Annotated in this window: 18 protein-coding genes; 11 read left to right on the forward strand and 7 right to left on the reverse strand. The window is 41.6% G+C overall.

The genetic code is table 11. From position 1 onward, the window contains the following. From RTR63_RS06705 to RTR63_RS06715, 3 genes are all read left to right on the forward strand, one after another. A partial coding sequence (locus tag RTR63_RS06705) for a MarC family protein (protein WP_312523373.1) occupies positions 1-486 on the forward strand: 486 nt, incomplete at its 5' end. Positions 487-811: 325 nt separating this feature from the next. Continuing rightward, positions 812-1,117 carry a hypothetical protein gene (locus RTR63_RS06710; RefSeq protein ID WP_083102070.1) on the forward strand — a complete coding sequence of 102 codons (306 nt, stop codon included), beginning with the start codon at positions 812-814 and terminating at the stop codon, positions 1,115-1,117. 155 nt (positions 1,118-1,272) lie between these two features. After that, positions 1,273-2,430 (forward strand): 5-(carboxyamino)imidazole ribonucleotide synthase, encoded by a 1,158-nt coding sequence (locus tag RTR63_RS06715; RefSeq protein ID WP_312523398.1) that lies wholly within the window; start codon positions 1,273-1,275, stop codon positions 2,428-2,430. Between the two features lie 25 nt (positions 2,431-2,455). On the opposite strand, the gene RTR63_RS06720 is transcribed toward RTR63_RS06715, so the two are convergent. The 5 genes from RTR63_RS06720 to RTR63_RS06740 form a co-directional block, all read right to left on the reverse strand. Beyond that, positions 2,456-3,091, reverse strand: coding sequence for a hypothetical protein (locus tag RTR63_RS06720; RefSeq protein ID WP_203172350.1), 636 nt, complete (start codon positions 3,089-3,091; stop codon positions 2,456-2,458). Between the two features lie 35 nt (positions 3,092-3,126). After that, complete coding sequence (locus RTR63_RS06725; RefSeq protein ID WP_203172349.1) at positions 3,127-4,812, reverse strand: VWA domain-containing protein; 1,686 nt, start codon at positions 4,810-4,812, stop codon at positions 3,127-3,129. A gap of 86 nt (positions 4,813-4,898) precedes the next feature. Beyond that, entirely contained in the window at positions 4,899-6,131 is a 1,233-nt protein-coding gene (locus RTR63_RS06730) for a toxic anion resistance protein (RefSeq protein ID WP_312523375.1), read from the reverse strand. 78 nt (positions 6,132-6,209) lie between these two features. Beyond that, a complete protein-coding gene (locus tag RTR63_RS06735) occupies positions 6,210-7,208 on the reverse strand; it encodes a hypothetical protein (protein ID WP_312523377.1) in 999 nt (332 codons plus the stop codon). Positions 7,209-7,211: 3 nt separating this feature from the next. Further along, positions 7,212-7,388: a hypothetical protein gene (locus tag RTR63_RS06740; protein WP_312523379.1), complete on the reverse strand. Its 177-nt coding sequence runs from the start codon at positions 7,386-7,388 to the stop codon at positions 7,212-7,214. A gap of 188 nt (positions 7,389-7,576) precedes the next feature. On the opposite strand from RTR63_RS06740, the gene RTR63_RS06745 reads away from it, so the two are divergent. Next, positions 7,577-7,864, forward strand: a complete 288-nt coding sequence (locus tag RTR63_RS06745) for a hypothetical protein (RefSeq protein WP_312523381.1) — start codon at positions 7,577-7,579, stop codon at positions 7,862-7,864. Positions 7,865-8,003: 139 nt separating this feature from the next. Here RTR63_RS06745 and efp read toward each other — a convergent pair whose 3' ends face one another. Continuing rightward, entirely contained in the window at positions 8,004-8,576 is a 573-nt protein-coding gene (gene efp, locus RTR63_RS06750; RefSeq protein WP_007117135.1) for an elongation factor P, read from the reverse strand. 155 nt (positions 8,577-8,731) lie between these two features. Between efp and epmB the strand changes: the two genes are divergently transcribed. The 7 genes from epmB (at position 8,732) to RTR63_RS06785 (ending at position 18,778) form a co-directional block, all read left to right on the forward strand. After that, positions 8,732-9,733, forward strand: a complete 1,002-nt coding sequence (gene epmB / locus RTR63_RS06755; RefSeq protein WP_312523383.1) for an EF-P beta-lysylation protein EpmB — start codon at positions 8,732-8,734, stop codon at positions 9,731-9,733. Positions 9,734-9,886: 153 nt separating this feature from the next. Next, complete coding sequence (locus tag RTR63_RS06760) at positions 9,887-11,653, forward strand: hypothetical protein (protein ID WP_312523385.1); 1,767 nt, start codon at positions 9,887-9,889, stop codon at positions 11,651-11,653. A gap of 202 nt (positions 11,654-11,855) precedes the next feature. Next, complete coding sequence (locus tag RTR63_RS06765; protein ID WP_312523387.1) at positions 11,856-14,045, forward strand: GGDEF/EAL domain-containing response regulator; 2,190 nt, start codon at positions 11,856-11,858, stop codon at positions 14,043-14,045. Positions 14,046-14,087: 42 nt separating this feature from the next. After that, positions 14,088-14,528, forward strand: a complete 441-nt coding sequence (locus RTR63_RS06770; RefSeq protein WP_312523388.1) for a c-type cytochrome — start codon at positions 14,088-14,090, stop codon at positions 14,526-14,528. An 84-nt stretch (positions 14,529-14,612) separates the two neighbouring features. Next, the gene (locus RTR63_RS06775; protein ID WP_312523389.1) at positions 14,613-15,572 is read left to right on the forward strand and encodes an AAA family ATPase; all 960 of its coding nucleotides are present in this window, start codon (positions 14,613-14,615) and stop codon (positions 15,570-15,572) included. Between the two features lie 126 nt (positions 15,573-15,698). Continuing rightward, a complete protein-coding gene (locus tag RTR63_RS06780; protein ID WP_312523390.1) occupies positions 15,699-16,715 on the forward strand; it encodes a DUF58 domain-containing protein in 1,017 nt (338 codons plus the stop codon). Further along, entirely contained in the window at positions 16,712-18,778 is a 2,067-nt protein-coding gene (locus RTR63_RS06785; protein ID WP_312523391.1) for a transglutaminase TgpA family protein, read from the forward strand. The genes RTR63_RS06780 and RTR63_RS06785 overlap by 4 nt, the downstream gene beginning before the upstream one ends. Positions 18,779-18,887: 109 nt before the next feature. On the opposite strand, the gene RTR63_RS06790 is transcribed toward RTR63_RS06785, so the two are convergent. Then, positions 18,888-22,787: a restriction endonuclease subunit S gene (locus RTR63_RS06790; protein ID WP_312523393.1), complete on the reverse strand. Its 3,900-nt coding sequence runs from the start codon at positions 22,785-22,787 to the stop codon at positions 18,888-18,890. Positions 22,788-22,801: the final 14 nt, after the last annotated feature.

The raw sequence follows: 22,801 nt of genomic DNA on the forward strand, positions 1-22,801 counted from the left end.
ATCGCGATATTTTCGTTGGCAGGCGAGCCTATCTTAAAGGTGCTGGGGATTTCGCTTGGGTCATTTCGTATTGCAGGCGGTATCTTGGTATTGATTATTGCTATTGGCATGATGAATGGCGCTGGCAATGTTGCCAAACCGCATGTCGGTAAATCCGGGGATTTAAATGGCGTGGCGTTTCAAGGGGCGGCATCTGCCGTGGTGCCATTGACGATTCCGATGGTGATTGGTCCTGGTGGGATTTCTACCGTGATTATTTATGCCGCGAGCGGGCATAGTTATTTTAATATGCTAGCGATTATCACCGCAGGTTTGATTATCAGTATTATTACTTATCTAAGCTTTATGGCAGCGGGGCAGGTGAGTCGTTTCTTAGGTGATACCGGGCTTAATGTGCTCAATCGTATCATGGGGATGCTACTTGCGGCCGTTGCGGTAGAGATTTTTGTTGGCGGCTTAAAAAGTGTATTTCCGCAGTTGTTATAAGTTCAATGTTTCAAGCTGCATGGTTCGCTAAATAATTTATCACAGCAACCCTTAAGTATTATGCATTGTAGTCGCTGTGTTAATATCACAAATTATGCTTGATTTTTACCGTGAAAGTCGCCATTTTAATAATCATGCAAGATGCCAAACCCTGTTAATAAGCTGTCAACAAGCTTCTAAAAAGATGCAAGCGTTAAACCATGCTTACGTTGATGAAAGCGATATGACAGGGTGACTAACAGGTTGCTTAGCCTAGTTCATAAGATAGTTACTAAGGTAGTAACCAAAGTAGTCACTGGGGCGGATAAAAGATTGAGGAGCGACGATGCAAAAAGATACAAAATCAGATTACCAAAGCCTACTGCAAGCGGCAAAGGATGCCAAAGCAGAAGCGATGATGCTGGAGTTTGTCGAGCAAGATGATGGCAAAATGGTACTACGTACCTCGAATGATGAGTCAGAAGACTTGGTAAGCATTGAATTTTCTGACAAGGTGAAAGAACTGTTAGGGGATGATACCCAGTTGATTGGTCAAAGCATGATTCATGCTGCCATTCAAACCTTAATGCAAAAGCAGCTCTCACAGTGGCATGCCAATGTGTATGACGAAGAACCCGTGCATTACAGTTAAGGCGTAACGCCTATTCATTGATTTATTGAACCCATAAGACTAAAGACTTATGGGTTTTTTTGTGCTTAGATTTTTTATTTGTGGGCAAATCCTTTATAATTAGCCATAATTTTTCTTCTGTGTTTCACTTATCAAAAAGAGCCGCCACCATGCCTATGCAAACCGCCAATTTTTATACCATCAATCATTCCAATTATCCAGTCAAAACCATTGGGATTTTAGGTGGCGGACAGCTAGGTATGATGTTGGCGCAAGCGGCGTTGCCACTCGGCATTCGCTGCGTGTTTTTGGAGGATAGTGCCAATTGCCCCGCACGCTTACTGGGCAAAGTGTTTAGTAGCGAGCAATTTGAAGATTTTGCCCAAAGCTGCGATATTTTTACCTTAGAATTTGAAAACACCCCACTCAAACCTGCCCAGTTTTTGGAATCGACCAAAACCTTATACCCATCGTCATTTGCGCTATCAGTGGCACAAGATCGGTTAAATGAAAAAAACTTGTTTAACCAATTAGATATCGCCACCGTGCCTTTTATGGCGGTGCATAGCAAAGCCGATATCCAAGCCGCCGCCGATAAATTGGGATTGCCTTTGGTACTCAAAACCACACGCGGGGGCTATGATGGCAAAGGGCAGTTTGTGGTCAAATCCGCTGACCAAATTGACACCGCGTGGGCAGAACTTGGCGACGCAACCAAAACAGCGCCGCTCATTGCCGAAGGCTTTATTCACTTTGAGCGTGAAGTATCTATCATTGCCGTGCGCGCCCAAAACGGTGAAATCCGCTATTATCCGCTCGTGCAAAATGAGCATAGCAATGGTATTTTAGCCAAATCAACCGCACCAGCACCGAAAGTCGAGCAATTGACCGAACAAGCCCAAAGTAATATCAAAAAATTGCTCGAACATTTAAACTATGTGGGCGTGTTGACGTTAGAATTATTTGTGACTTCTGAAGGCGGGGCTGAAAAATTGCTTGCCAATGAAATCGCACCCCGCGTGCACAACTCAGGGCACTGGAGTATTGAAGGCGCGGTAACCAGTCAATTTGAAAATCATATGCGTGCGGTGGCGGGGTTGCCATTGGGAGACACAGCCATTGTCAAACCCTCTGTCATGCTAAATGTCATCGGAGAGTACCCAAAACTGGAGGAAGTCCTATCCATCGCTGGCGTGCACGTGCACAATTATGATAAAGAAGAGCGCGAAGGTCGAAAAATTGGTCATATCACTGTCATGCCGAGCGATAGCAGTCAGCTCGAAGCGGCGGTTGCAAAAGTCATCGCTTGTCTGCCTTGTGAAGTTACTCTTTAAACGACAACTTGATAAATTCCAATTGCTAACCCAAAAAATTGGGCTGTTGCAGGCGGTTTTCCAAAAATCGCTGATTGACTAATAAAGCTTGTGCGTCCTCATTGTAGATACTGTGTACCACCTGTTGCATACTATTATCAATCAAGGCGAGTTGTTCATTGAGTAGCATTTTAGGTGTTTTACCATCCTGAACGACATGCATAGAGGCATAGACGGATGGTAATTTTAAGTAGTTTTCAAGGGTGGTAGGCAGATAATCGAATACTGTCTTTTTGATAGTAAATAAATCTTGATTGGCAAAGCGACCCGCGACCAATTGTGGCAATACCGACATGATTGAACTTTGAATATTTTGCAAATGCGTATAGGAATCTGGCGAGATTCGGTTTTTGACTTTATGCATTAAGCGGTTTAATTCATCGGTAATTTGCTCGGCAGTTAAGGTCTGCTGAAAGTGCAACATGTCATCTTTTTTGCGGATTAGAAAACCGAATAACCACCCTAGCGGATAAGCCAATATGACCGCTACTAAAAATACCATTGTCGAGCTGATATCATTGGTCGTCAAAGCCAGCCAAACATAGCTTATTAGCGCAATCAACAAAAAAGCTAAGCCAAATATATTGGGTAATCCATAAAAAAATAACCAAAAACGTTGCATAGCGGTTTCGTTTTCCTTGTGATTTTGTCTAAGTTTTATTGATAACCACGGATTTGCTTGAATACATTGGCTAAATTCTCTTTTCGTCCATCGAATACTTTACCAGCCGTCAAATCGGCAATTTTTTGCATTTCGGTCGGATCGGCATCGCCAAATAGCACAGTAAAAGTTTTGACATTCTTGGCATTGGCAGGTAGTGTGTTGTAAAACTTTTCAAATGCTTCAAAATTTTCACCGTTGGTATTTTGGCCATCGGTCATAAGGACAATAGTATCGTAGTACGGTTGGGCAATGGCAGCATTGGATTGTCGCGCGACAATTTCTTGATAGCCTTTGTGTAGTGAACTATAAATCGCTGTACCACCACCTGCAGTAAGGTCTTTCACAAATTGGCGTACAGGTTCACGGGCTTTGGCATCTTTACCGATGGTATATTGCTTTTCTGCCTCTGGTGTACTATTAAATGGAATAAAAGTGACTTGCTCACGTTCAGAGAATTTGGCAAAATCGCCCATTGTAGTACCATCGCCATCGGTTAATGTCATCAATGCTTTTTTTAGCTGCTCCATGCCATTCCCAGACATCGAGCCTGAAGTATCAATGATAAAAATCGGACGAGCGGGCAAGCGTAACTCATTCATATATGAGCCAAGAATGCTGTTAATTACCGTCTTGGCATTTGGGAAAGGTAACTCAACCATCATCGCTTGATTAAAACTTGAATCAAGTTTGACGCTACTATTGACTGGACGGCGAAAGGTTTGTTGCATTAATTTGGTTTGAAATTCTGCTGTTTTAAGATACGAAACAACTTTGTCATACGCGGCTTGTTTGCTGGTATTTAATAACATAAGCGGATAGTCAGCGGTGATGATTCCCTCTTTAGGATATAGCAAAACTAAAGGCTCTTTGAGCTTGCTGCTTTTGTTCAATTGCATCAATACGGATTCGTAATTGATCATGCCGTCCAGGTTGTTGGTAGTATCCAAATTTTTGACGAAGGCATCCGCAAGCCAGCCAGAACTACCAGCAGTCAAGGTTTGACCTTTAAAAAATTGCTTTAGCTTAGGTTGTGCTTTGGCAATATCAGCTTCAGTTGGCGCATCGGATGTCCCAGCAAAAGCAGAAACCACACCCATGAGTGCAGTAAAACCCGAATTGCTAGATGCGGGGTTGGTCATAGCATATTTAAGTTCACCATTGTTGGCTTTCTGCGCAATAGTTTGCCAAGTGATATCTGTTTTGGCGGTCTTGCCATCAGCACTAACCAAATCTAACTGCTGGGCTTTGCTTTGTTTGACACCCATAATCACGGGCGACAGCATAATCGGAGTTTGGGTGATGATTTGTTTGCCATTGATAAGGCTGAGATATTTACCATGTGAAAACCAAGCCCCATCGGCTTTTTTACCTTGTGCGATGGCTTCGGCACCATCAATTGTGCCAGTATAGTCAAGTTTGATAGATATGCCAGTTTTGGCTTTGATATCATCCAAAAAAGGCTCAATATCTTTGAGTTCTGAACCTGCCAAGATATATAGCGAATCAGGGTTATTGATGGCTTGTTCACTGGTAATGTTGACAGTTGCAGGTGCCTCATCTTTTGCGGTGCTGTTACCAGATTTGCTACAAGCAGAAAGGCTAATGATCGCAGCGAAGCCAACACCAAGTGCTAGATAAGTGTTGAAATACTTTGATGGTTTATTATAGTAGTAAGTCATCAAATATCCTTTTGTGATAAAAAGGGGCATTTTTGAGATAAGGTGAAATCACAAACATCCCTGTTTTTGCCAGTCATATTGATTGGCTAGATTTTAACCTCACCCAATTTTTTATCGTCAATTTGCAAGTTGTTTGCAACATCAATCACCGTTTGGCGATTGGCGCGGTCAAGATAAGTTTGGGCTTTATCGACTTCTTGGGTTAGTACGTTGACTGTTTGTTGCATATTACCCAATGCTTTGACTTTGAAGTCGTCAATCGCGTCCATAGTTTCATAGATATTGTTAAAGGCTTTTTGCAGTTTTTCCATATCTACTGAGCTACTATTGGCTTGCTCGTGTACCTGTGCGGTTTGGCGTTTTAATAGCACTGAGGTTGATTCAATCAAACTACTTGTGGTCGAATTTAACGCATTGATTTGGTCAAGTACCAGTTTTTGGCTACTCAATGCTTGTGATACCATTACGGCAGTACGTAACGCCGAAATCGTAGTAGTAGTGGCACGATCCACCCCTTTTATGAGTTCAAGATTGTTTTTACGAATCATATCGAGTGCTAAATAGCCTTGAATATTCACCGCTAATTGAGTTAAAAAGTCCATATTCTTTTGACGCACATAAAACAGCATTTCTTCTTTAACCACTCGCGCTTTTTCAGGATCTGTGGCTTCAAGCTCACCGATTTTTTGCTCTAGACGTTCATCAATTTTTTTACCGACGTAGATATATTGACGCAACGATTGCATCAAGTTCCACATATTTACTTTTTCTTGCTCGATGACCGCATTGTCTTTCATCAGCTCATCTTTACCGTTATAAAGACTTTCGATAATCGAGTTAATATAGGTTTGCGATGATTCATACTTTCTAAAATAGTCCTGCACTGTTTTACCCATCGGGATGATGCCTAAAAATTTGCGTGGGCTATCTAAAGAGCCTTGTCGGCTTGGATCTAAGTCTTCCACCACACCACGTAGCTCGGTCAATGATTTGGCAATGGGCGAGTTATCAAATAAGGCTTTATCCATGCTTTTGGCGGGACGATCTAGCATTCGATTGGAAATTTGTGCTGAGGCTCGAATTTCGGCACTACCTAATTGGTGAATAGAATTAACTTTTTCATCAAATACTGGCGTGTTGACAGGAGTTTGAAGCACATTCATGACAAAGTCATTGACCTTTGCATCAAGCTCTGGAACTTTGGTTTGGTCGAGTTTTACCATTTGGTCGGCTTCGTCTTGTGGTACGACTGCGACTGGCTTTGGCGGTTCTAGAGTAATGACGGGTGTGGTGGTTTCTGGTGGGGTTAATTCTTGCATATACTATCCTTTATTTTTTTATTATTGCTTTTATATTTTAGCTGACCGATCTAACGATAAGTTGAACGCTGTTTTTGATTACTTCATCTGTTGTTCGATTTGAGTAATCATTTTTTCTAGCACTTCAAAGGTCGGTGGATCGATCACTTCGTCTAAATGTGTTGGTACATAGGTAATTTTATGCTGGTTGATAGAGTTTTGAAATTTGTTTAACATTTTTGGGTCGTTGCTACGAAAACCATATTTGATGGCGATTTTTTGCAGTTCTGGGTCGGTAGTTAAAGCATTGCCTAATTTGCTACCGTTGCTATTTAGCGATAATAAAATATGTTGTGCATAAATGGTTGGCTCAGGGTAGAGCAGTACCATGTCGGGACGAATTCCACCCGTTTCAACTTGCGATAAAAACTGCGCTTCATAAATCATTACCATTGGTGAATCTCCCATGCCTTTGAGCAAATAATCTTCAAATGGAGTAGCTGATGAGCCTGCCATGTAGCCTTGCCCAATAAATAGCGGTGCGACTTGAGGTAGTATTTGGGTAATTTCAGCATCGTTGGTGACGGTGGATTTATTGTTAGCGATATAGCTTGCCAAACTCAGATACATGGCGGCAGAGTTGGATGATTTGATATCGGTTGACTTGATAAGTACCTTTCGCCCAACTTTGAAACTAGTATTGTTGGGTAAATCTTGCCAACGAGTCTGCTGATTCATCAATGTCAGCAATTTGGCCATGTCGATGATGTTGTAATGATTATCAACTTTTCTGACGATCGCATTTTGCTCCAGTACTTTTACTACAGGCTGCCAGCTTGCGACAGCCATAGGGGTAAAGAATACTCGATAGCTATTTTGGATTTTAAAGTCTTTTTTGATTTTGTCGGCAGCAGGTTGTCCAGAGGGAAATACAAAGTCGTATTGACTTGCATTGCCTTTTTGACCGCCTTGGGTGGCGATACTGCGCGAACCCGCAGTTTGGATATCGACGTGTAGTCGATATTTGTTTTCTAAGATTTTTTTGACATCGGGGTCATTAAAAAAGGTTTCTTTTTCAGAACCAATGAGTCCAGACACTGTTTAGATAGCGGCAGCTTTATCTTGTTCGGCTTGCGCAACTTGGTCAGCTTGTTGCTTTTTACTAAATAATGAAGTGGTAGCTAGCAATGCCCCAACAATCGCTAGACTGACTAAGAAAAACAGAATGAGAGCAACTTTTTTATCCAAATGCGTACCTGCTAGAATTGTGTTAGCCAAACCAAATGTGCAAATAGTTTAGATGATTTTATTAATATATTTTTATGAATTTTTCTAAAGTTGATTTTAAACTTATTTGCGTCTGACGAATTGTTAAATTTTTACTTAATTTCATTGTATTGATGATACATGAAGGTTTTATTACAAAAAGCAAAGTTATAAAAAGGAGTTTGAAAAGATTTGCAATCATGGCTTGTAATTTTATATATGAACAATTATCTCAAGACAGATTGACCTATGGCTTTGAAGAAGCCAATGTTACCAATTACACATATTTAGATAGTTATTTGGCTAATCAATATGGTGTAATCACCGCAAGCATTAAAAAATACAATGTAGGTTTGAATAATGAATGGCAAGTGGTTGAATGCAATACCACAAATAGTGACAGTAAGGACTATGCGGTCTTATATAAAGGTAAAGTCTATGAAAATGCTGGTAAAAATGAACTGGTTGAAAATAAAATACCGCTGTGACTAAAAGTGAAGTGGATTGTGAGCCACTAAATACATCTGTAGCAAACCATAGGGAACAACAGCTAATCACCGCTTATAAATAAGCGTTTTAGAAATAAAAAACCCGCCAATATAGCGGGTTTTTTGATGTATTCAAAAATTATTGCACACGTGATAGGTATTCACCAGTGCGGGTATCGACTTTGATTTTTTCGCCTTGTTGGACAAATAATGGTACACGTACTACCGCGCCTGTTTCAAGAGTTGCAGGTTTACCGCCGCCACCTGATGTATCGCCTTTTAGACCTGGGTCAGTTTCGGTAATCACTAACTCAACAAAGTTTGGCGCAGCAACGCTTAAAGGCACGCCATTGAATAGGGTAATGGTACATTCTTCGTTGCTATTTTCTTTTAACCATTTCGCCGCATCGCCCATCGCGTTTTTGTCGGCTTGTAGCTGCTCAAAGCTTTCTGGGTGCATAAAGTGCCAGAATTCACCATCGTTGTATAGGTAGTTCATTTCAGTATCAACAACGTCAGCGCCTTCAAGACTATCGCCAGATTTAAAGGTGTTTTCTAATACTTTACCCGTTTTTAGGTTACGCATTTTGACGCGGTTGAATGCTTGACCTTTACCTGGTTTAACATATTCATTTTCTAAAATTGCAAATGGATTGCCTTCATGCATGACTTTTAAGCCAGCTTTAAATTCATTGGTTGAGTAAGTTGCCATAAAATTTCCTAATAAGGTGTTGCGACTAAAAAATAACCGAGGTAAATCAAATCTTTGTATAATAGCCAATTTGCTAAAAACGCGCTGCCTACGGGGTAACCCTATCAGCGACAGGCGTTATCAGCAAGCGGCATTGACAATTGGATAAACAGTATATGATAAACTATTTGGCGACACAAAAAAACTGGCAAAATGCGTTTTCTGACACCATCACGAGCTTTGCTGAATTGGCGCAAGCGTTAGATTTGCCGATAGATAGTTTTGACAGTCAGGTCGGTCAATTTCCCCTAAAAGTGCCACGTCGCTTTGTGCAAAAAATGGGGAAAGGCGATATTCATGATCCGCTGCTTAAGCAAGTGTTGCCGACGTTTCAAGAAACGGTACAAGTCACCGGCTTTGTCACCGACCCACTCGATGAACAACACGCCAATCCCGTCAAAGGCATCATCCATAAATATGCATCACGGGTGCTGATTCCTGTCACCGGGGCTTGCGTGGTCAATTGCCGCTATTGTTTTCGCCAGCACTTTGACTACCACGAAAATCTACCAACCCAAAACGATTGGCAAGCCATTAGTGCCTACATCACAGCGCACCCCGCGGTCAATGAAGTGATTTTAAGCGGCGGCGACCCATTATCACTGAGCAACCGTCGTTTATTGGAGATTTTCACCACCCTTGAAGCACTACCCCAAGTGCAGACCATTCGTATCCATACCCGTGTACCTGTGATGATTCCTGAGCGCTTAGATGAGCCGTTACTTGCGCGATTTGCCAACAGCCGCTGTCACATCGTTATGGTCATTCATGCCAATCACCCCAATGAAATTGACCAAGAAACACAAATATTTCTGGGTAAGGCAAAAAAAGCGGGTGTTACGTTACTTAACCAAACTGTGCTACTCAAGTCGATTAATGACGATGCGAATACGCTTGCAAGCTTGAACGAAAAATTATGGCAAGCGGGCGTATTACCTTATTATTTGCATGTGCTTGATAAAGTTGCCGGGGCGAGCCATTTTTATATTTCAGATGAGCAAGCAGTCGCTTTGTACTGGGAGTTACTCGCCAAATGTGCTGGCTACTTGGTGCCAAAGTTGGTGCGAGAATTACCTAATAAGCCATTTAAAACCCCCATTGATTTGTATAACCACTAAAATTTGTTGAAAGACAACAACTAAATAAGGGGTTAGCTTTTATTTGTCTGTTAAATAGTGCAGTTATCTTAAAATAGCTAGATAAAATATGGTTTTTGTGTTATTTATTGTTGTTAAAAAAGTCGAAAAATGTTGTGCATTTGGGTGCAAAAAATGGTTACGGATCTCATATTAGACGATTTCTTACAGCGCATAAACGATACACCGACCAGTCCTATTGAACTTAAAGTGACCCAGAGTTCATTGCAGGATACAACCGATTGGCAGATGCACTTTAATCGTATGTCGGCGTGTGAGATGTATGACGAATATAAATTCGTGATAAACCAGTTGATGTTTGCCGATATTGACGACGTCAAACGCTTTGCATTGTTCGAGGAGGTTAATAAAGCCGTCAGCGTGTTACTCGGCAAATTACGGGTGAATTACCAAACCCAGCCCGGGATTTTAGATGAAGAAAAACAGCAAGGCTTAGATACCGTACTATCGGTACATTATCTGAGCATCATGTTTTACCATGTCATTTGGCAACGTGCGGCGGCTCGCCCTGAAGTGGCTGATAAAAAAGGCATCACTGGCTTATTTCGCCGTAAACCTCAATCCCTTACCCCCACCCAAGTCATTCAGCGCTGCCTATATAGTATCATGGTATTACTGCGCCAATCGCTGTTTGAAAAATATATCGGCTATCGTAAAGATACACAGGTAATTTGGCAATACCTGAATGCCTGCTATCGATTTGCAGTCACCAATGATTGGCAGTCTATCACCCTGCCAGTCAAACTGCATTCTGCCAATGAATATAGCAAACAGGGCGCACCGTTATCGATTGAGGCTATTTATTTTCACTGCTTGATGGTGGCGGTCACCAATCCGTATGCTTGTCGGCGTGCGGATATTTTAGCCATTCAAAAAGTAAGTACCCAGTTGATGGAAGAGCTTATTATCAGTAAAGATTTGGTTGAAAAACCTTACCTATATATTGATTTAGAAGGTAAACAGCCGCCCCAACTGCTAGCAGTCGATGATTTATTCAATCCCTTTGCAGCAACCAGCAATTGCCTGTTTTTGATGTTTAGTCGGTTATTTAAACGCTTGCATCAAACCATTACCCAAGGTCAAATCAGCACCGATGCTGAGATAAAAAATAGCGCGCGTCAGGCCAAATTGATATTGAATAATCTGCAAGATGGGTTAAAACCAGCGGCAGAGTATTATCATAGCCATTCAAAATGTGAAGTCGTGCTCGGTTTTAATAATATCCACTACATGCTTGCCAATAAAACCAGTTTGGGCAATCTCATTCAGGCCAATGAGCTGCCTGAGCGGTTAAAACCCAAAGCTCAAAATACTGAGCATCTTAAAAAATATACCGTTGTCGAGCTGAACAAAGAAAATCCCCAATCTATGTGTCTGTCGCATGTGTTTAGCTACCACAATCAGCTCGTTGACCCATATCCGAGCATCAGCCGTGGCGATAGCTATCACCCGCTGAATCAACTGCAAGTCAATTCCTTAATTGCGATGCGAAAGGTTAATGGTTCAAAAACTTGGCAGCTCGGCTATATTAAAGACAACCGTCAGGGTTTTATCGATACGCCCACTGGGCAACCAACCAACAAGACCTATTTGGAAATTGAGGCACAAGTGCACGTGCATTGTCAAAATGCGATACCTTGTGGTGTGCGATTTCAAAATGCGGGTAGCCGTCAGCCACATTTTGTTGCGGCATTTATAATTCCAACCGCCCCAAACAACACTGATAGCCAGCCCCGTTTATTGATGGCGCGTTTTGGCTACCAAGTGGCAGACAAGCTAGTGATACGCATTGATAACAAAGAAATTAACGTGCGTTTAACTGAGCTACTTAATATGACTGATGATGTCGAAGAATACGCTTTTGTAAGAATTCAGTTTTAACCACTAAAAATGGCAACAAAAGTTGCCAAATTAAATCTAACCCATTAAAAATAAAAGATTTTCATAGCTTTATAGCCGTTTTGATTGATTAATCATATAATAAGAAATTGAATCTAATATTATAAATAATTTATCAAAAAATTCGCTTATAATAGGTCGCTTAGTGCTCTATAAACCAAGCGTTTAATGGGATAGTTAATCGATGCAAAAACAAAAACAACTCAACCTGTTAATCATTGATGATAACCAGCTGTATGCCGAACATTTGGTTGGGTTATTAGAAAAACATTATTATAAACAGGTTAATTTAGGATTTTTGGATGCCAAAGACGAGCTGATAAAGTTATTGCGCCAGTCTTGGGACATTATTTTGATGGGGAATGCGTATGATTTATCGTTTAAAGACGTCAAAGAGATTTTAAAAGCCCACGATGCTCACATCCCCGTCATCGCTCTGTTGTCTGATGATGCTACTCATTACCCAGAGGCATTAACTGCCAATGAGCAAGCCCAGACCCAGCTTGTTAGCGACCCTGATAAAACCCATAAGTTATTACCTTTATATACCTATTGGGGTGCAGCGGATGCTTTGCGCAAAAATAAGTTACTGCGCATGGCTATTCGTATCTGCCGTGAACACGAGCATCATAAACTAGGGCGCGAGCTTGAGCGGCTAAAAATGGTATTGAGCGATGCCGAACAGCGTGCCAATATTCTTATCAAAAACTCCAAGAGTGCAGTGGCTTATATTGAAGATGGTTTACATATTTATGCCAATGAGCCCTATCTTGAAATGTTTGGGTTTAAAACGCTCGATGAATTGATGGGGATACCTGTTGTTGACTTGATTGCGCGCAACAATATCCAAGATTTTAAAACGTTTTTAAAAGACTTTGAAAAAGGCAACCGTAAAAACGTCGAATTTAAATTTGAAAGTGTGAGAAAAGATAATACCACCTTCGCAGCTAAGCTGCAGTTAGCGGCTGCTACCTATGATAGTCAGCCGTGTCTACAAGTCATTATCCAGCCCAACGAACAAGCCAATAGTGCTGAGCTTGCCAAAAAACTTGAAGCAATGGAACGCATTGACTCAATCACAGGGCTATTTAATCGTCATGGTTTTGAAAGACTGTTTAACCGACTGCGTGACGTGATTGTTGAGAACAACCTATCGGTGGGTTTGATGGCGCTACGCGTCGATAATATTGGTAAAATCCATGCCAGTGTGGGGATTGAAGGGATTGATGGGGTGGTGGTTGCCGTTGCCAATATTCTTGAGCAACATCTTACTGAGATTATTGGGGTAGAGCGGGTGAAAAATGGCTATTTGAGCCGTTTTAATGATAGCATGTTTATGCTGATTGTCCCTAATATGCGGCAACAAGATTTGACAGCATTGGGACAAAAATTGGTTGCCGATATTAATAGCACCATTATTGAAATTGGTCATCGTACGGTTAAGACCACGGTAACGATTGGTGCAACCTTAGTCAACGCCAGTGCACCTGATACCAATAGTATTATTAACCGTGTCATCCAAGCCGTCGGCATGGCAGCCAAAGCTAATAAAGACAGTAACGACGATAAAGATTTATTCTATCTATATGACCCAAGTAGTTTTGCCAGCAGTGATGACAGTGCGCTGTACGAATCGCTACGTGATGCCCTAGAACACAGCAAATTTAAATTATTATATCAGCCGATTTATGACGTTGAAAACGATGTCAGTAACATGTTTGAGGTGTTTTTACGCCTGCCCCTGGCAGATGGCAGCTTAATGGCACCTGATAAATTCTTAGAAGTGGCGACCCGACATCAGTTGATGGATAAAATCGACCGTTGGGTGTTAATTCAAGCCTGTAAAGATTTAAAACGTTACCGTCATGAGGTCGATGCCAGTACCCGATTATTAGTGCACTTAAGCGCGATATCACTAGCAGATGCCACCTTGCCAAGCTTTATGAGTCGATTGATGCAAGCATTAGGTACTAGCGAGCCCGGGGTATTGACCTTACAGTTTAATGAGACCATGGTAATGGATCATCTAGCGGTGGCAGCCAAACAAAGTAATGCGCTTAACCAAATGGGTTGTCACCTAGGTATCTATAACTTTGGCTCAGCAGTCAATGCGATGGAAGTATTGGAATTTGTCAAACCGCAACTGGTACGACTCGATCGCAGCTATATCAAAGATTTGAGCAATAATGACAATGTCAATACCGTGGCAACGGTGGTGCGCGAAATCACTGAGCGCGGTTCTAGTTGTTTGATGCCTTTTATTGAAGACCCTGCCGCCATGTCAGCGGCATGGACAGTCGGTGCGCGTTATTTGCAAGGGGCCTATTTGCAAAAAGCGAGTGACACCATGCACATCGAGACTGAACCAAGCTAAATCCAAGCGCTGAATTTATAAAGTAAAAACGAGTTAGCCAACATGCACCAAACAATCATTCATAAATCAAACCGATTGCCTATGCTAGGATTGGGTCTTTGTATCGTCATTGCGACAGGTTGTCAACATCAGCCACCCGCCGAGCGCCCAGCAGTTACCTTGCCCGTTTATAGCCAAGGGGATGCCGATAACGGTAAAAAGCAATACGAGGAAGCTTGTCTCAAATGCCACAAGCTGCAGCCAGGAAATAACGAGAAAGGCCCGCAATTACTGCGTATTTATGGGGCAAAATCCGCCTTATTAACCGATTATCAATATACAGACGCACTAAAAAACAGCAATATGACGTGGACAGCGGAAAATTTGGATAAATATATCGCCAATCCAAAACAAACTATCCCAGGAACGCGTATGCGTTCTGACCCGATTGCTGATGCCAAAGTCCGCCAAGATATTATTGCTTATATTTCGACGCTTCGTTAGATTGCTTTGTGGCTATGCCTTTAAGCGATATTTTGAGTTAACATGATTGATAAACAAAATTTAAACTTTTAAAGGATAGACCACATGGTGATGGGTAACTTAGACAATCAGCCGTTACAACAACGATTGCAAGCCATGTTGGTGAGTATCAATAATATTGTCTTGGATAAACCTGAGGTGGTGAAGCTGGCGGTTGCTTGTTTGTTAGCCAATGGTCATTTACTGCTTCAAGATTTACCAGGCATGGGTAAAACCACGCTGGCGCACGCAATTGCCAACCATCTGGGGTTATCGTTTAATCGGGTGCAATTTACCAGCGATATGCTACCTGCCGATATTTTAGGGATTTCGCTGTATAAAACCGATACTGGCACGTTTGAATTTAAGCCAGGCCCGATATTTTGTCAGCTGTTACTTGCCGATGAAATTAATCGCTCAAGCCCAAAAACCCAATCTGCGCTGTTAGAGGCGATGGAAGAGCGGCAAGTGTCGCAAGATGGGGTAACGCGAAAACTCCCTGAACCTTTTTTTGTGATTGCCACCCAAAACCCGACGCAGCAATCGGGTGTGTTTATTTTACCTGAGTCACAGCTGGATCGATTTTTGATGTGTTTATCGCTGGGTTATCCCTCGGTTAATGCAGAGCGAGAGTTGCTACTGGGTAAAGATAGACGTCAAATGCTGAGTCAAATTACCCCGATGTTAGATACCCAATCATTGCAGCAGGCACAAGCGCAAGCCAAAGACGTGTATATCGCAGATGTCGTGATTGACTACTTACAGCGATTGGTAGCAAAAACGCGTGAAAGCCGAGACTATCATGGTCTATCTACCCGTGGTGTGTTGGCGCTCAAGCAAGCGGCACAAGCCTTTGCTTATTTGGGTGGCTACAATGAGGTGACGCCAGAAGACATCCAAGCGGTATTTGCTGCTGTCGTTGATCATCGCTTGGGGCAAGCTTTTATCCCATTTAATCATTTGGGCGGTGAGCAGCCGCAATCGATTGCGACCCAGTTGTTACGCCAAGTGCCAGTACTGGTGTAAACCATGATGTATCATGATGTATCATGATGTATCATGATGTATAAAGTATTTTAGCGTTAAAAATTTTCTTATTGCTGTATTTTTATTATTTGATTAAATTATCCCAATTAAGAGCCCGCGCCTATCATGTTTGCCATTCGCCAGCGACTTGAAAACTACTTGCAAACATGGTTTAAGCGTCGAGCGCCGATTAGCCGCGATATCACTCTCAACCTGCGCAACGTATATATTTTTTTGAGTAAAGAAGGATTGCTGTACGCTTTTTTACTCATCATTACCTTTGTCGCAGGGATTAATTATGCCAATAATTTGGTGTTGGGTTTGTGCTTTTTGTTAGGTAGTCTACTCGTGGTGACCATCCATTATACCTTTGCCCACTTGGCAGGGTTGCAAATCAAATTGGTGGATATCAGCGATACACAAGTGGGTGGCAAAGTGCAAGTGCGACTGCAAATTAGTAGTGAGTCAAGGCAGCCGCATCGGCAAATTCGGTTAAGTTTTGCCAACAACGCCTTTGACTTTAAACAGCCGATACACCGCAAACCCAATACACAGTCCGCACCAAATGATTGGCTGTTGGTCAGTCAAATACAAGCGCCGCAACAGGTGAGCTTATGGTTAACAGCCGACAAACGCGGCAAATTTGTGTTACCCAGACTCACGGTGAGTACCCTATATCCCTTAGGGATTTTGCAAGCTTGGTCGTATGTGTTTTTTGAAGGACACGCGTGGGTGTATCCTGCGCCACTGCGCTATGAGATGAAAGCCAGTCAGTTTGTGCCATCTGATGATGAACAAACCGCTGCCTTACACACCCAAGCAGGGCAGGAAGATTTTGACCAGCTGGATAATTATGTCGCAGGGGAATCATTGGCGCGTATTTCGTGGGCGCATGTCGCGCGCGGGCAAGGACTCATGTCAAAACGTTTTGTGGAGAGTGTGGGGCAGCAGCAATTGCTTGATTACTATCAAATGCCTGCGGTGACGCATGAAGAAAAACTCAGCCAGCTGCGCTACGGGGTGGATAGTTTGACCCAAAGCCAAATCGCTTTTCAATTGCGACTGCCGGATGGTGAAGGCGCAATAGGTGAAGGACAAGCATTTCGTCAGCAATGTTTGCTAAGATTGGCAAAAACGCCATGAGTCGCCCTAACCCAAATCGTCCTAGCTTAACCTTATCTGAGCGCCTAAACCAAATCTCGGCGACTCAGTGGATATTGCTGTCTCAACTGTTGATTGTGGCTTTTCACGTCAAAAATTTACCCATTTGGCTATCGGTGTATGCCTTTTTTATTATCATCTTTCAATTGCAACCCCTGCGACGTTGGTTGCCCAACGCTTTGTATCGTCCGCGCTCATTACAGTTGATACAGTACACAGGATTCATTGCAAGTTTGGTGGGGCTGTATTTAACCTATCGTACTGCCTTTGGATTGGATGTCGGTATCGCGTTTTTGTTATTGTGTGCCGTTAGTAAGCTACTAGAATTGCATACCAGGCGTGATGGCTATGTGGTGCTGAGTTTATCACTGTTTGTATTGGCAGGGTTGTTTTTAATTAACCAAGATTTGATGACAACGCTACAAGTGGCGATTGGCACGATGGTTGTGCTGTTTGCCATGATTGCGCAAAATGATGATGGTACAGGACGCTACCGCACGCTTGGCTTATTGGTCGGTCAAGCCATTCCTTTGACCATTATTCTGTTTTTATTTTTTCCCCGATTGCCGCCGCTATGGTCGGTGCATTTGAGTGGCGCGCAAGCAAAGACAGGCATGTCAGATAGTATGTCACCGGGCGATTTTGCCAACCTCAGTCAATCGACTGAATTGGCGTTTCGGGTGGAATTTGGCAATCTGCAGCCAAGCCAACAAAATTTATATTGGCGCGGTTTGGTATTTTCTGATTTTGATGGCACCACCTGGCGAGCCAATCCTAACACCTCGCTTTGGACGCCCGATCAGCCGTTTGCTGATTGGTTGTTGCCGACGTTGAAGCTGAGTAAACGCTTTACCTTAGCCGTTATCCCTGACTATCGGGTGATTTTGGAGCAGACGGGACAAAATTGGTTGTTTGGGCTTGATTATCCAATAACCAACCAACAAGGCATTGGGCTGACGTCGGATTTTACCCTGCGGTATTGGGATACTGTCAATCAGCGGTTTACTTATCAAGTGCATTGGTTAGAGGATGCGCCTATCAATTTAGCCTTATCCACCCAGCAGCGTCAGGTCAATTTAGCATTGCCAGCAGGCGGTAATCCGCAAAGTCGCCAATTTGCCCAGCGACTCTACCACCAAGCAGGCGATGACCCGATTACCTATACCAACGCCATCGCCCAGTGGATGCGTAGCCAGCAGTTTCGCTACACCTTATCACCCCCTACCTTGGGTAGTAATCGCATCGACGATTTTTTATTTGCTACCCGTGCAGGGTTTTGTGAGCATTATGCGTCAAGTTTTACTTACCTCATGCGAGCGGCAGGTGTACCTGCTCGGGTGGTAGCCGGTTATCAAGGTGGGCAGTTAGGGCGTGATGGCAAAAGTTGGGAAGTGCGCCAAATGGATGCCCATGCATGGAGCGAGATTTGGGTGCAAGGGCGCGGCTGGGTGCGTGTAGATCCTACGGGCTTTGTCGCACCCAATCGGGTCGAGCAGGGTATGGACACTGTCACCCAAGACGCTGGCGCAAAAATGTTTGGTGAGGGCGTGGCAGGACAAATTAGCTATCAGCAGTTTCAAATGCTGCAGCAAGCGCGCCGCTTGTTTGACCAAGCTAGCTATTATTGGCAACGCGATGTGGTCGGCTATGACCAAGACCGCCAGCGCTCATCGCTGTTCAAATGGCTGAATATTCAATCTGTCTATCAGCAAGTGATGGTGATGTTTGTGACCCTTGTGAGCGTCCTTGCGTTATTGGGATTGTGGCTGTGGTGGCGCCGCCGCCGGGTGTGGGATAAGCATGATTGGATTATGGTACAGTTATCCAATCGCTTGGCAAAAAAAGACAAAACGCTTGCAAGGCAGGATAGTGAAGGGGTGTTGGCTTGGCTTACTCGACTTGAGCCAAAAGTCACCGATAAGGCAGCCCTTCAAGCACTTGCCGCGCTATATCGACAAATCCGCTATCAGCAGCCTACGGACAACAAACAGTCCATACGGCAATTAGACAATTTGGCGAAAACCATCGCGCTAAAAAAACATTAATATTCAATATTTGCTCGTTGTCACCATTGATTATGCGATTGAGCAATAATTTATGCGATATTGTCTATAAAATAGGGAGCGAGAAAAAATCGTTACCCCCTTTTTATAGTTAAAGATAAGATTCGATTATCACCCGTTTTTTATCATGTGCTTCATTGATAACGTTTTGTAAATCTTTAATTTGATTTTCAAAAATGATAACTTGCTCAACGACTGCATTTTGAATATCTATACTAGGGAAAGATAACGTTAAGTTTTTGATGCGTTCAATTGAAGCTCGATGACTTCTTGAGAATCGCTCTCTTTGACCTGCTTGATAAAGTAGCCATGTTAAAAATTTTGGGTTGATTTCATCGGTTTTAGTTCGAATATAGCCACAATGGTCAGTGGGGTAAAATTTGTATTTTTCAGGTAAGTAGTTGGTCATCCAATCGCCATCAATACCCCATAATACGGAAGGTAATTCAAAGTTGTCAATTAAGCTATCATTGATGTAACCAAAGATATCGAAAACATTGGCACTATAGACAGGCAGATAGCCGTCTTTTGCTTGCTCTTCAATTTGACTAGCGAGTACTCGTTTGCCAATTCCTATTTCAAAGTCTTCATTATTGCTAAGTCGTTTTGCTGTGCTTGTATTATTAAGGCTGTTAGCAAATAGTTGGTTAATTTGTTGATTCGCTTGGTCAATGGCTTGTCGGGCTTGATTCACTTCGTCATCTATAACCTCACAATCATCAATGATTTTTTGTTGGATATCAATTGGTGGTAAAGGAATTTTGAAGTTTTTAATCGTATCTTGGGAAAGATTTAATCTAGCCGTTCCCATTCTTACACTAAGTAAATTATCTAACTGAGTTGCAAGATAATGGTAAAGGTATTTTGGCAAACAATTCTCTTTAGGAATCATACCGCAAACTGCTTGATTGCTACTTGCTTCAAAACCTAGAAGTCCGACTTGCCCCGCCGTTGCACCATACATAGCTAAAAGAACAGTATCTTTTGGAAAAATTTTTGCTGATGAGTTCTCTAATCCAAGCTCGGTAATATAATTCTCAGTGCTAGTTATTAAACCTTGTCGAACTTCACCGCTATTTATCCAAGGTATTGTACCTTTATAATAAAAAGCCTCATTATCAGATTTAGGTGTGCCACCTGACGATGTCTCTGCAATATCAGAAATTCTAACAATTTGCCATTTTGTATCAATATTAAAATTAGTTTTTGGCGTTAAACTTAAAGCTTTATTAAAATCTACAATCGAAAAATCAAGCATATCAATCAATCTTACCTGCGTGACAAAATCTTTCAAAGATTCTGGAATTTCCACAGGGTTTTTGAGAAAATTCTCACGAATCAAGTAATTGATTTTTTCAGGATTATCATTATTTTTTGGGTCATATAAGGGCGTATTAATCGAATTTAAACTAAACATATTCTGCAAAATTCGACTATCTTCATCTTCAACCTCGCTTGCATTTTCTTCATCTACTGTTTCTAATACAGGCAAATCAATGACACCGCCAAGATACTTAATCCCTTCATTGCCTTTGGCACTACTCCATTCATATCCTAAAAACTTTTTCATCTCTTTATTTGTGCTTGGGCTTTTGACAATCAAAACAGGTTGCGGATTGGTGCTAGCCAACACAAAATAATACAATTTATCTTTTTCAACTTTTTGCAAATAATTGACAAACCGTTTTAATAATTCATATTTTTTTTCAGTTTCGGATTTTTGCTTAAATAGTTTTGATTTTTTCAGATTTTTGATTTCTGTCGATTTATCAAATGTAGATTGATAAGCAGTGAAGTATTCTGTTGTGAGCAAATCATCATTGGGCTGACCTTGTAATAGCGTATTATAGTCCTCGAAATTCAAATCCAAATGTTCACAATACTCACGAATAAAATGCTCATCAGCATAGATAGTTGAGTTTTGTGGATTTTCAAACGGATTAAACCAATCATTCACTCGCTGACGATAATGATTGGCTTGAGTTGGGTCTGCCACCATTTTACGGCGTAAAAATAGTGTGACTGTATTAGTCCCAGTTTTACCAAATGTACCTGAGCCAAACTCTGCAATCGCCACGATATCAAAATTTTCTAATAGAATCTCACGGGTAGCGACATACACGTTTTTACTTTGGCTAGTACTATTGGCTTTGCCTTTTGATAAAATAGATGAGGGGACAATGATACCCGCAACCCCATCTGTTTTGAGTAGTTGTTCTGCACGTTCGATAAAAAAAGTTTCTATAGCGTTATTAACGTCAAAGCTTTTTTCTTCAATGCTATTAATTAAACGGTATTGCCTACGGTCCGTGGGTGATAATGTATCTAAAAATCCTTTTACGCTGTAGGGTGGATTGGCAACGAGAATATGATAAGTATGATGTTTGATATCATCATTTTTTGCCAAAGCATCTGCATAAACAATTTGAATATCATCTTGCCCATACATAAATGCTGATACTTTTGCCACTTTTGAAAGTCGATATTCTTTTTCGATACCGACGGTTTGAGCATAAAATTCGCTAGGCATATGTTCGCTCTTTGTTTGCTCAAGTAACTGTTTAACTTCGGTTGCGTATTCATTAAGAAAATGTCCAGCACCACACGCATAATCAATGGCTTTGGGGATATCATCGCTGTTATGAATGACATCAGCTAAAGGCAAAGACTTGAGGATAAATTTCACAATTGGCATGGGTGTGAAAAATTGCCCCTCAGATTGTTTGACACCTTGGTCTAAAAAGCCCTCAAACATATCGCCTAAAAACTGATTTTCTTGCTCGGTGGTTAGGCGAATATCTTGTAGCATTTGTACCATTTTTAACAAGACAGCTGAGTTTTGTTGAAACAGTTTTTGGTTATGAACGTCGATAAAGGCAAAGTCATTATTGGTAAAAAATTTAAGCTTACGGAACATTTCTCGAATGGCTTTTTGTGTTTCGTTCGGATCGTTTTTATAAAATCGAAAAGCTTGCTCGACGTCCGTATCTTTGATATAGGTGACTTCTTCGCCTAAAAATTGAAGCATCCCGATTTGGTACAAAGCTTGTAAGCGGTCTTGCAAATCAAAAGGATTGTCATAACTAATCCCTTTCCAATAAAAATGTAATTTATCTGGGTTATTTTTTTCATCAACAATTTTACATAAAAATAAATTTACCAATTTATCAAAAGCATTTTCTCGCCCCGATACGTTGTGTTGACGTAGAATAGTTGCAAACTGATGATATTTGCCCTGAATATCTTGACTTGAGACTACTGCTAAATCTTGCAAATTATATTCAGTTTTGCCAATTTGATAAGCTTGCAAACCTGCTTCAAATAAGCCCTTAGTGGCAAAATCCTGTTGATAAGTTTGTTTCCAAGCTTGATAAATCATTTCAACGGTACGGGTTTTGGCTTCCCTAAATGTCAAAATTGACGCATCACTATCCTGCTCAAGCGTTGCCACCAATTCATCATTGTCTTTTAGAGAAATTAGATAATATTTAGCTTGAACATTACTATCAACTAAGTCTGAGGCGTATAAGCTGACAAATTGGGTTGTACCTTCTTGCTGAACGTAGCTCAATAACTGCCCGCCATCTTGCAAGGTTTTTGCCCATGCTTTATTAAATTCTGTTCCCGCCGTTTTGCATTCAATGATTAACAAAGCATTGTTGCTGTTATCTTTTACCAAAATATCAGCTCTGCCACCACTTGCCCCATGACCCAATTGCCATCTTGGCTCAAGTTCTATGTGCTCAGGTTTATACCCTTGATTGAGCAAACGATGCACACATTCAAAAACAACGAAATTCTCTTTTTGTGAAAAGTTGCAAGTTTGCCTTTCGTTAATCGTCATACCCTTATCTTCAGGGTAAATAAGGGTATTGTTATTGAAGTCTGCAGTTAAAAAAACTTGATTGTTAAAAGACTTAGTAAAAATATTATTTGTTTCAGTAAATCCTAGATAAATTAGGACTTGTTTAAAATTATCAGGGTCAATCATAAAGCTCACTCTTT

This window comes from Moraxella sp. CTOTU47724 (genome assembly GCF_032014955.1).
Lineage (GTDB): Bacteria > Pseudomonadota > Gammaproteobacteria > Pseudomonadales > Moraxellaceae > Faucicola > Faucicola tetraodonis.

Bases quoted from the DNA above. Each gene is read 5' to 3' on its own strand.
- RTR63_RS06720 (WP_203172350.1), bottom strand. From the start codon at position 3,091: ATGCAACGTTTTTGGTTATTTTTTTATGGATTACCCAATATATTTGGC.
- RTR63_RS06760 (WP_312523385.1), top strand. From the start codon at position 9,887: ATGGTTACGGATCTCATATTAGACGATTTCTTACAGCGCATAAACGAT.
- RTR63_RS06725 (WP_203172349.1), bottom strand. From the start codon at position 4,812: ATGACTTACTACTATAATAAACCATCAAAGTATTTCAACACTTATCTA.
- efp (WP_007117135.1), bottom strand. From the start codon at position 8,576: ATGGCAACTTACTCAACCAATGAATTTAAAGCTGGCTTAAAAGTCATG.
- epmB (WP_312523383.1), top strand. From the start codon at position 8,732: ATGATAAACTATTTGGCGACACAAAAAAACTGGCAAAATGCGTTTTCT.
- RTR63_RS06715 (WP_312523398.1), top strand. From the start codon at position 1,273: ATGCAAACCGCCAATTTTTATACCATCAATCATTCCAATTATCCAGTC.
- RTR63_RS06785 (WP_312523391.1), top strand. From the start codon at position 16,712: ATGAGTCGCCCTAACCCAAATCGTCCTAGCTTAACCTTATCTGAGCGC.
- RTR63_RS06710 (WP_083102070.1), top strand. From the start codon at position 812: ATGCAAAAAGATACAAAATCAGATTACCAAAGCCTACTGCAAGCGGCA.
- RTR63_RS06765 (WP_312523387.1), top strand. From the start codon at position 11,856: ATGCAAAAACAAAAACAACTCAACCTGTTAATCATTGATGATAACCAG.
- RTR63_RS06775 (WP_312523389.1), top strand. From the start codon at position 14,613: ATGGTGATGGGTAACTTAGACAATCAGCCGTTACAACAACGATTGCAA.
- RTR63_RS06770 (WP_312523388.1), top strand. From the start codon at position 14,088: ATGCACCAAACAATCATTCATAAATCAAACCGATTGCCTATGCTAGGA.
- RTR63_RS06780 (WP_312523390.1), top strand. From the start codon at position 15,699: ATGTTTGCCATTCGCCAGCGACTTGAAAACTACTTGCAAACATGGTTT.
- RTR63_RS06730 (WP_312523375.1), bottom strand. From the start codon at position 6,131: ATGCAAGAATTAACCCCACCAGAAACCACCACACCCGTCATTACTCTA.
- RTR63_RS06790 (WP_312523393.1), bottom strand. From the start codon at position 22,787: ATGATTGACCCTGATAATTTTAAACAAGTCCTAATTTATCTAGGATTT.
- RTR63_RS06745 (WP_312523381.1), top strand. From the start codon at position 7,577: ATGGCTTGTAATTTTATATATGAACAATTATCTCAAGACAGATTGACC.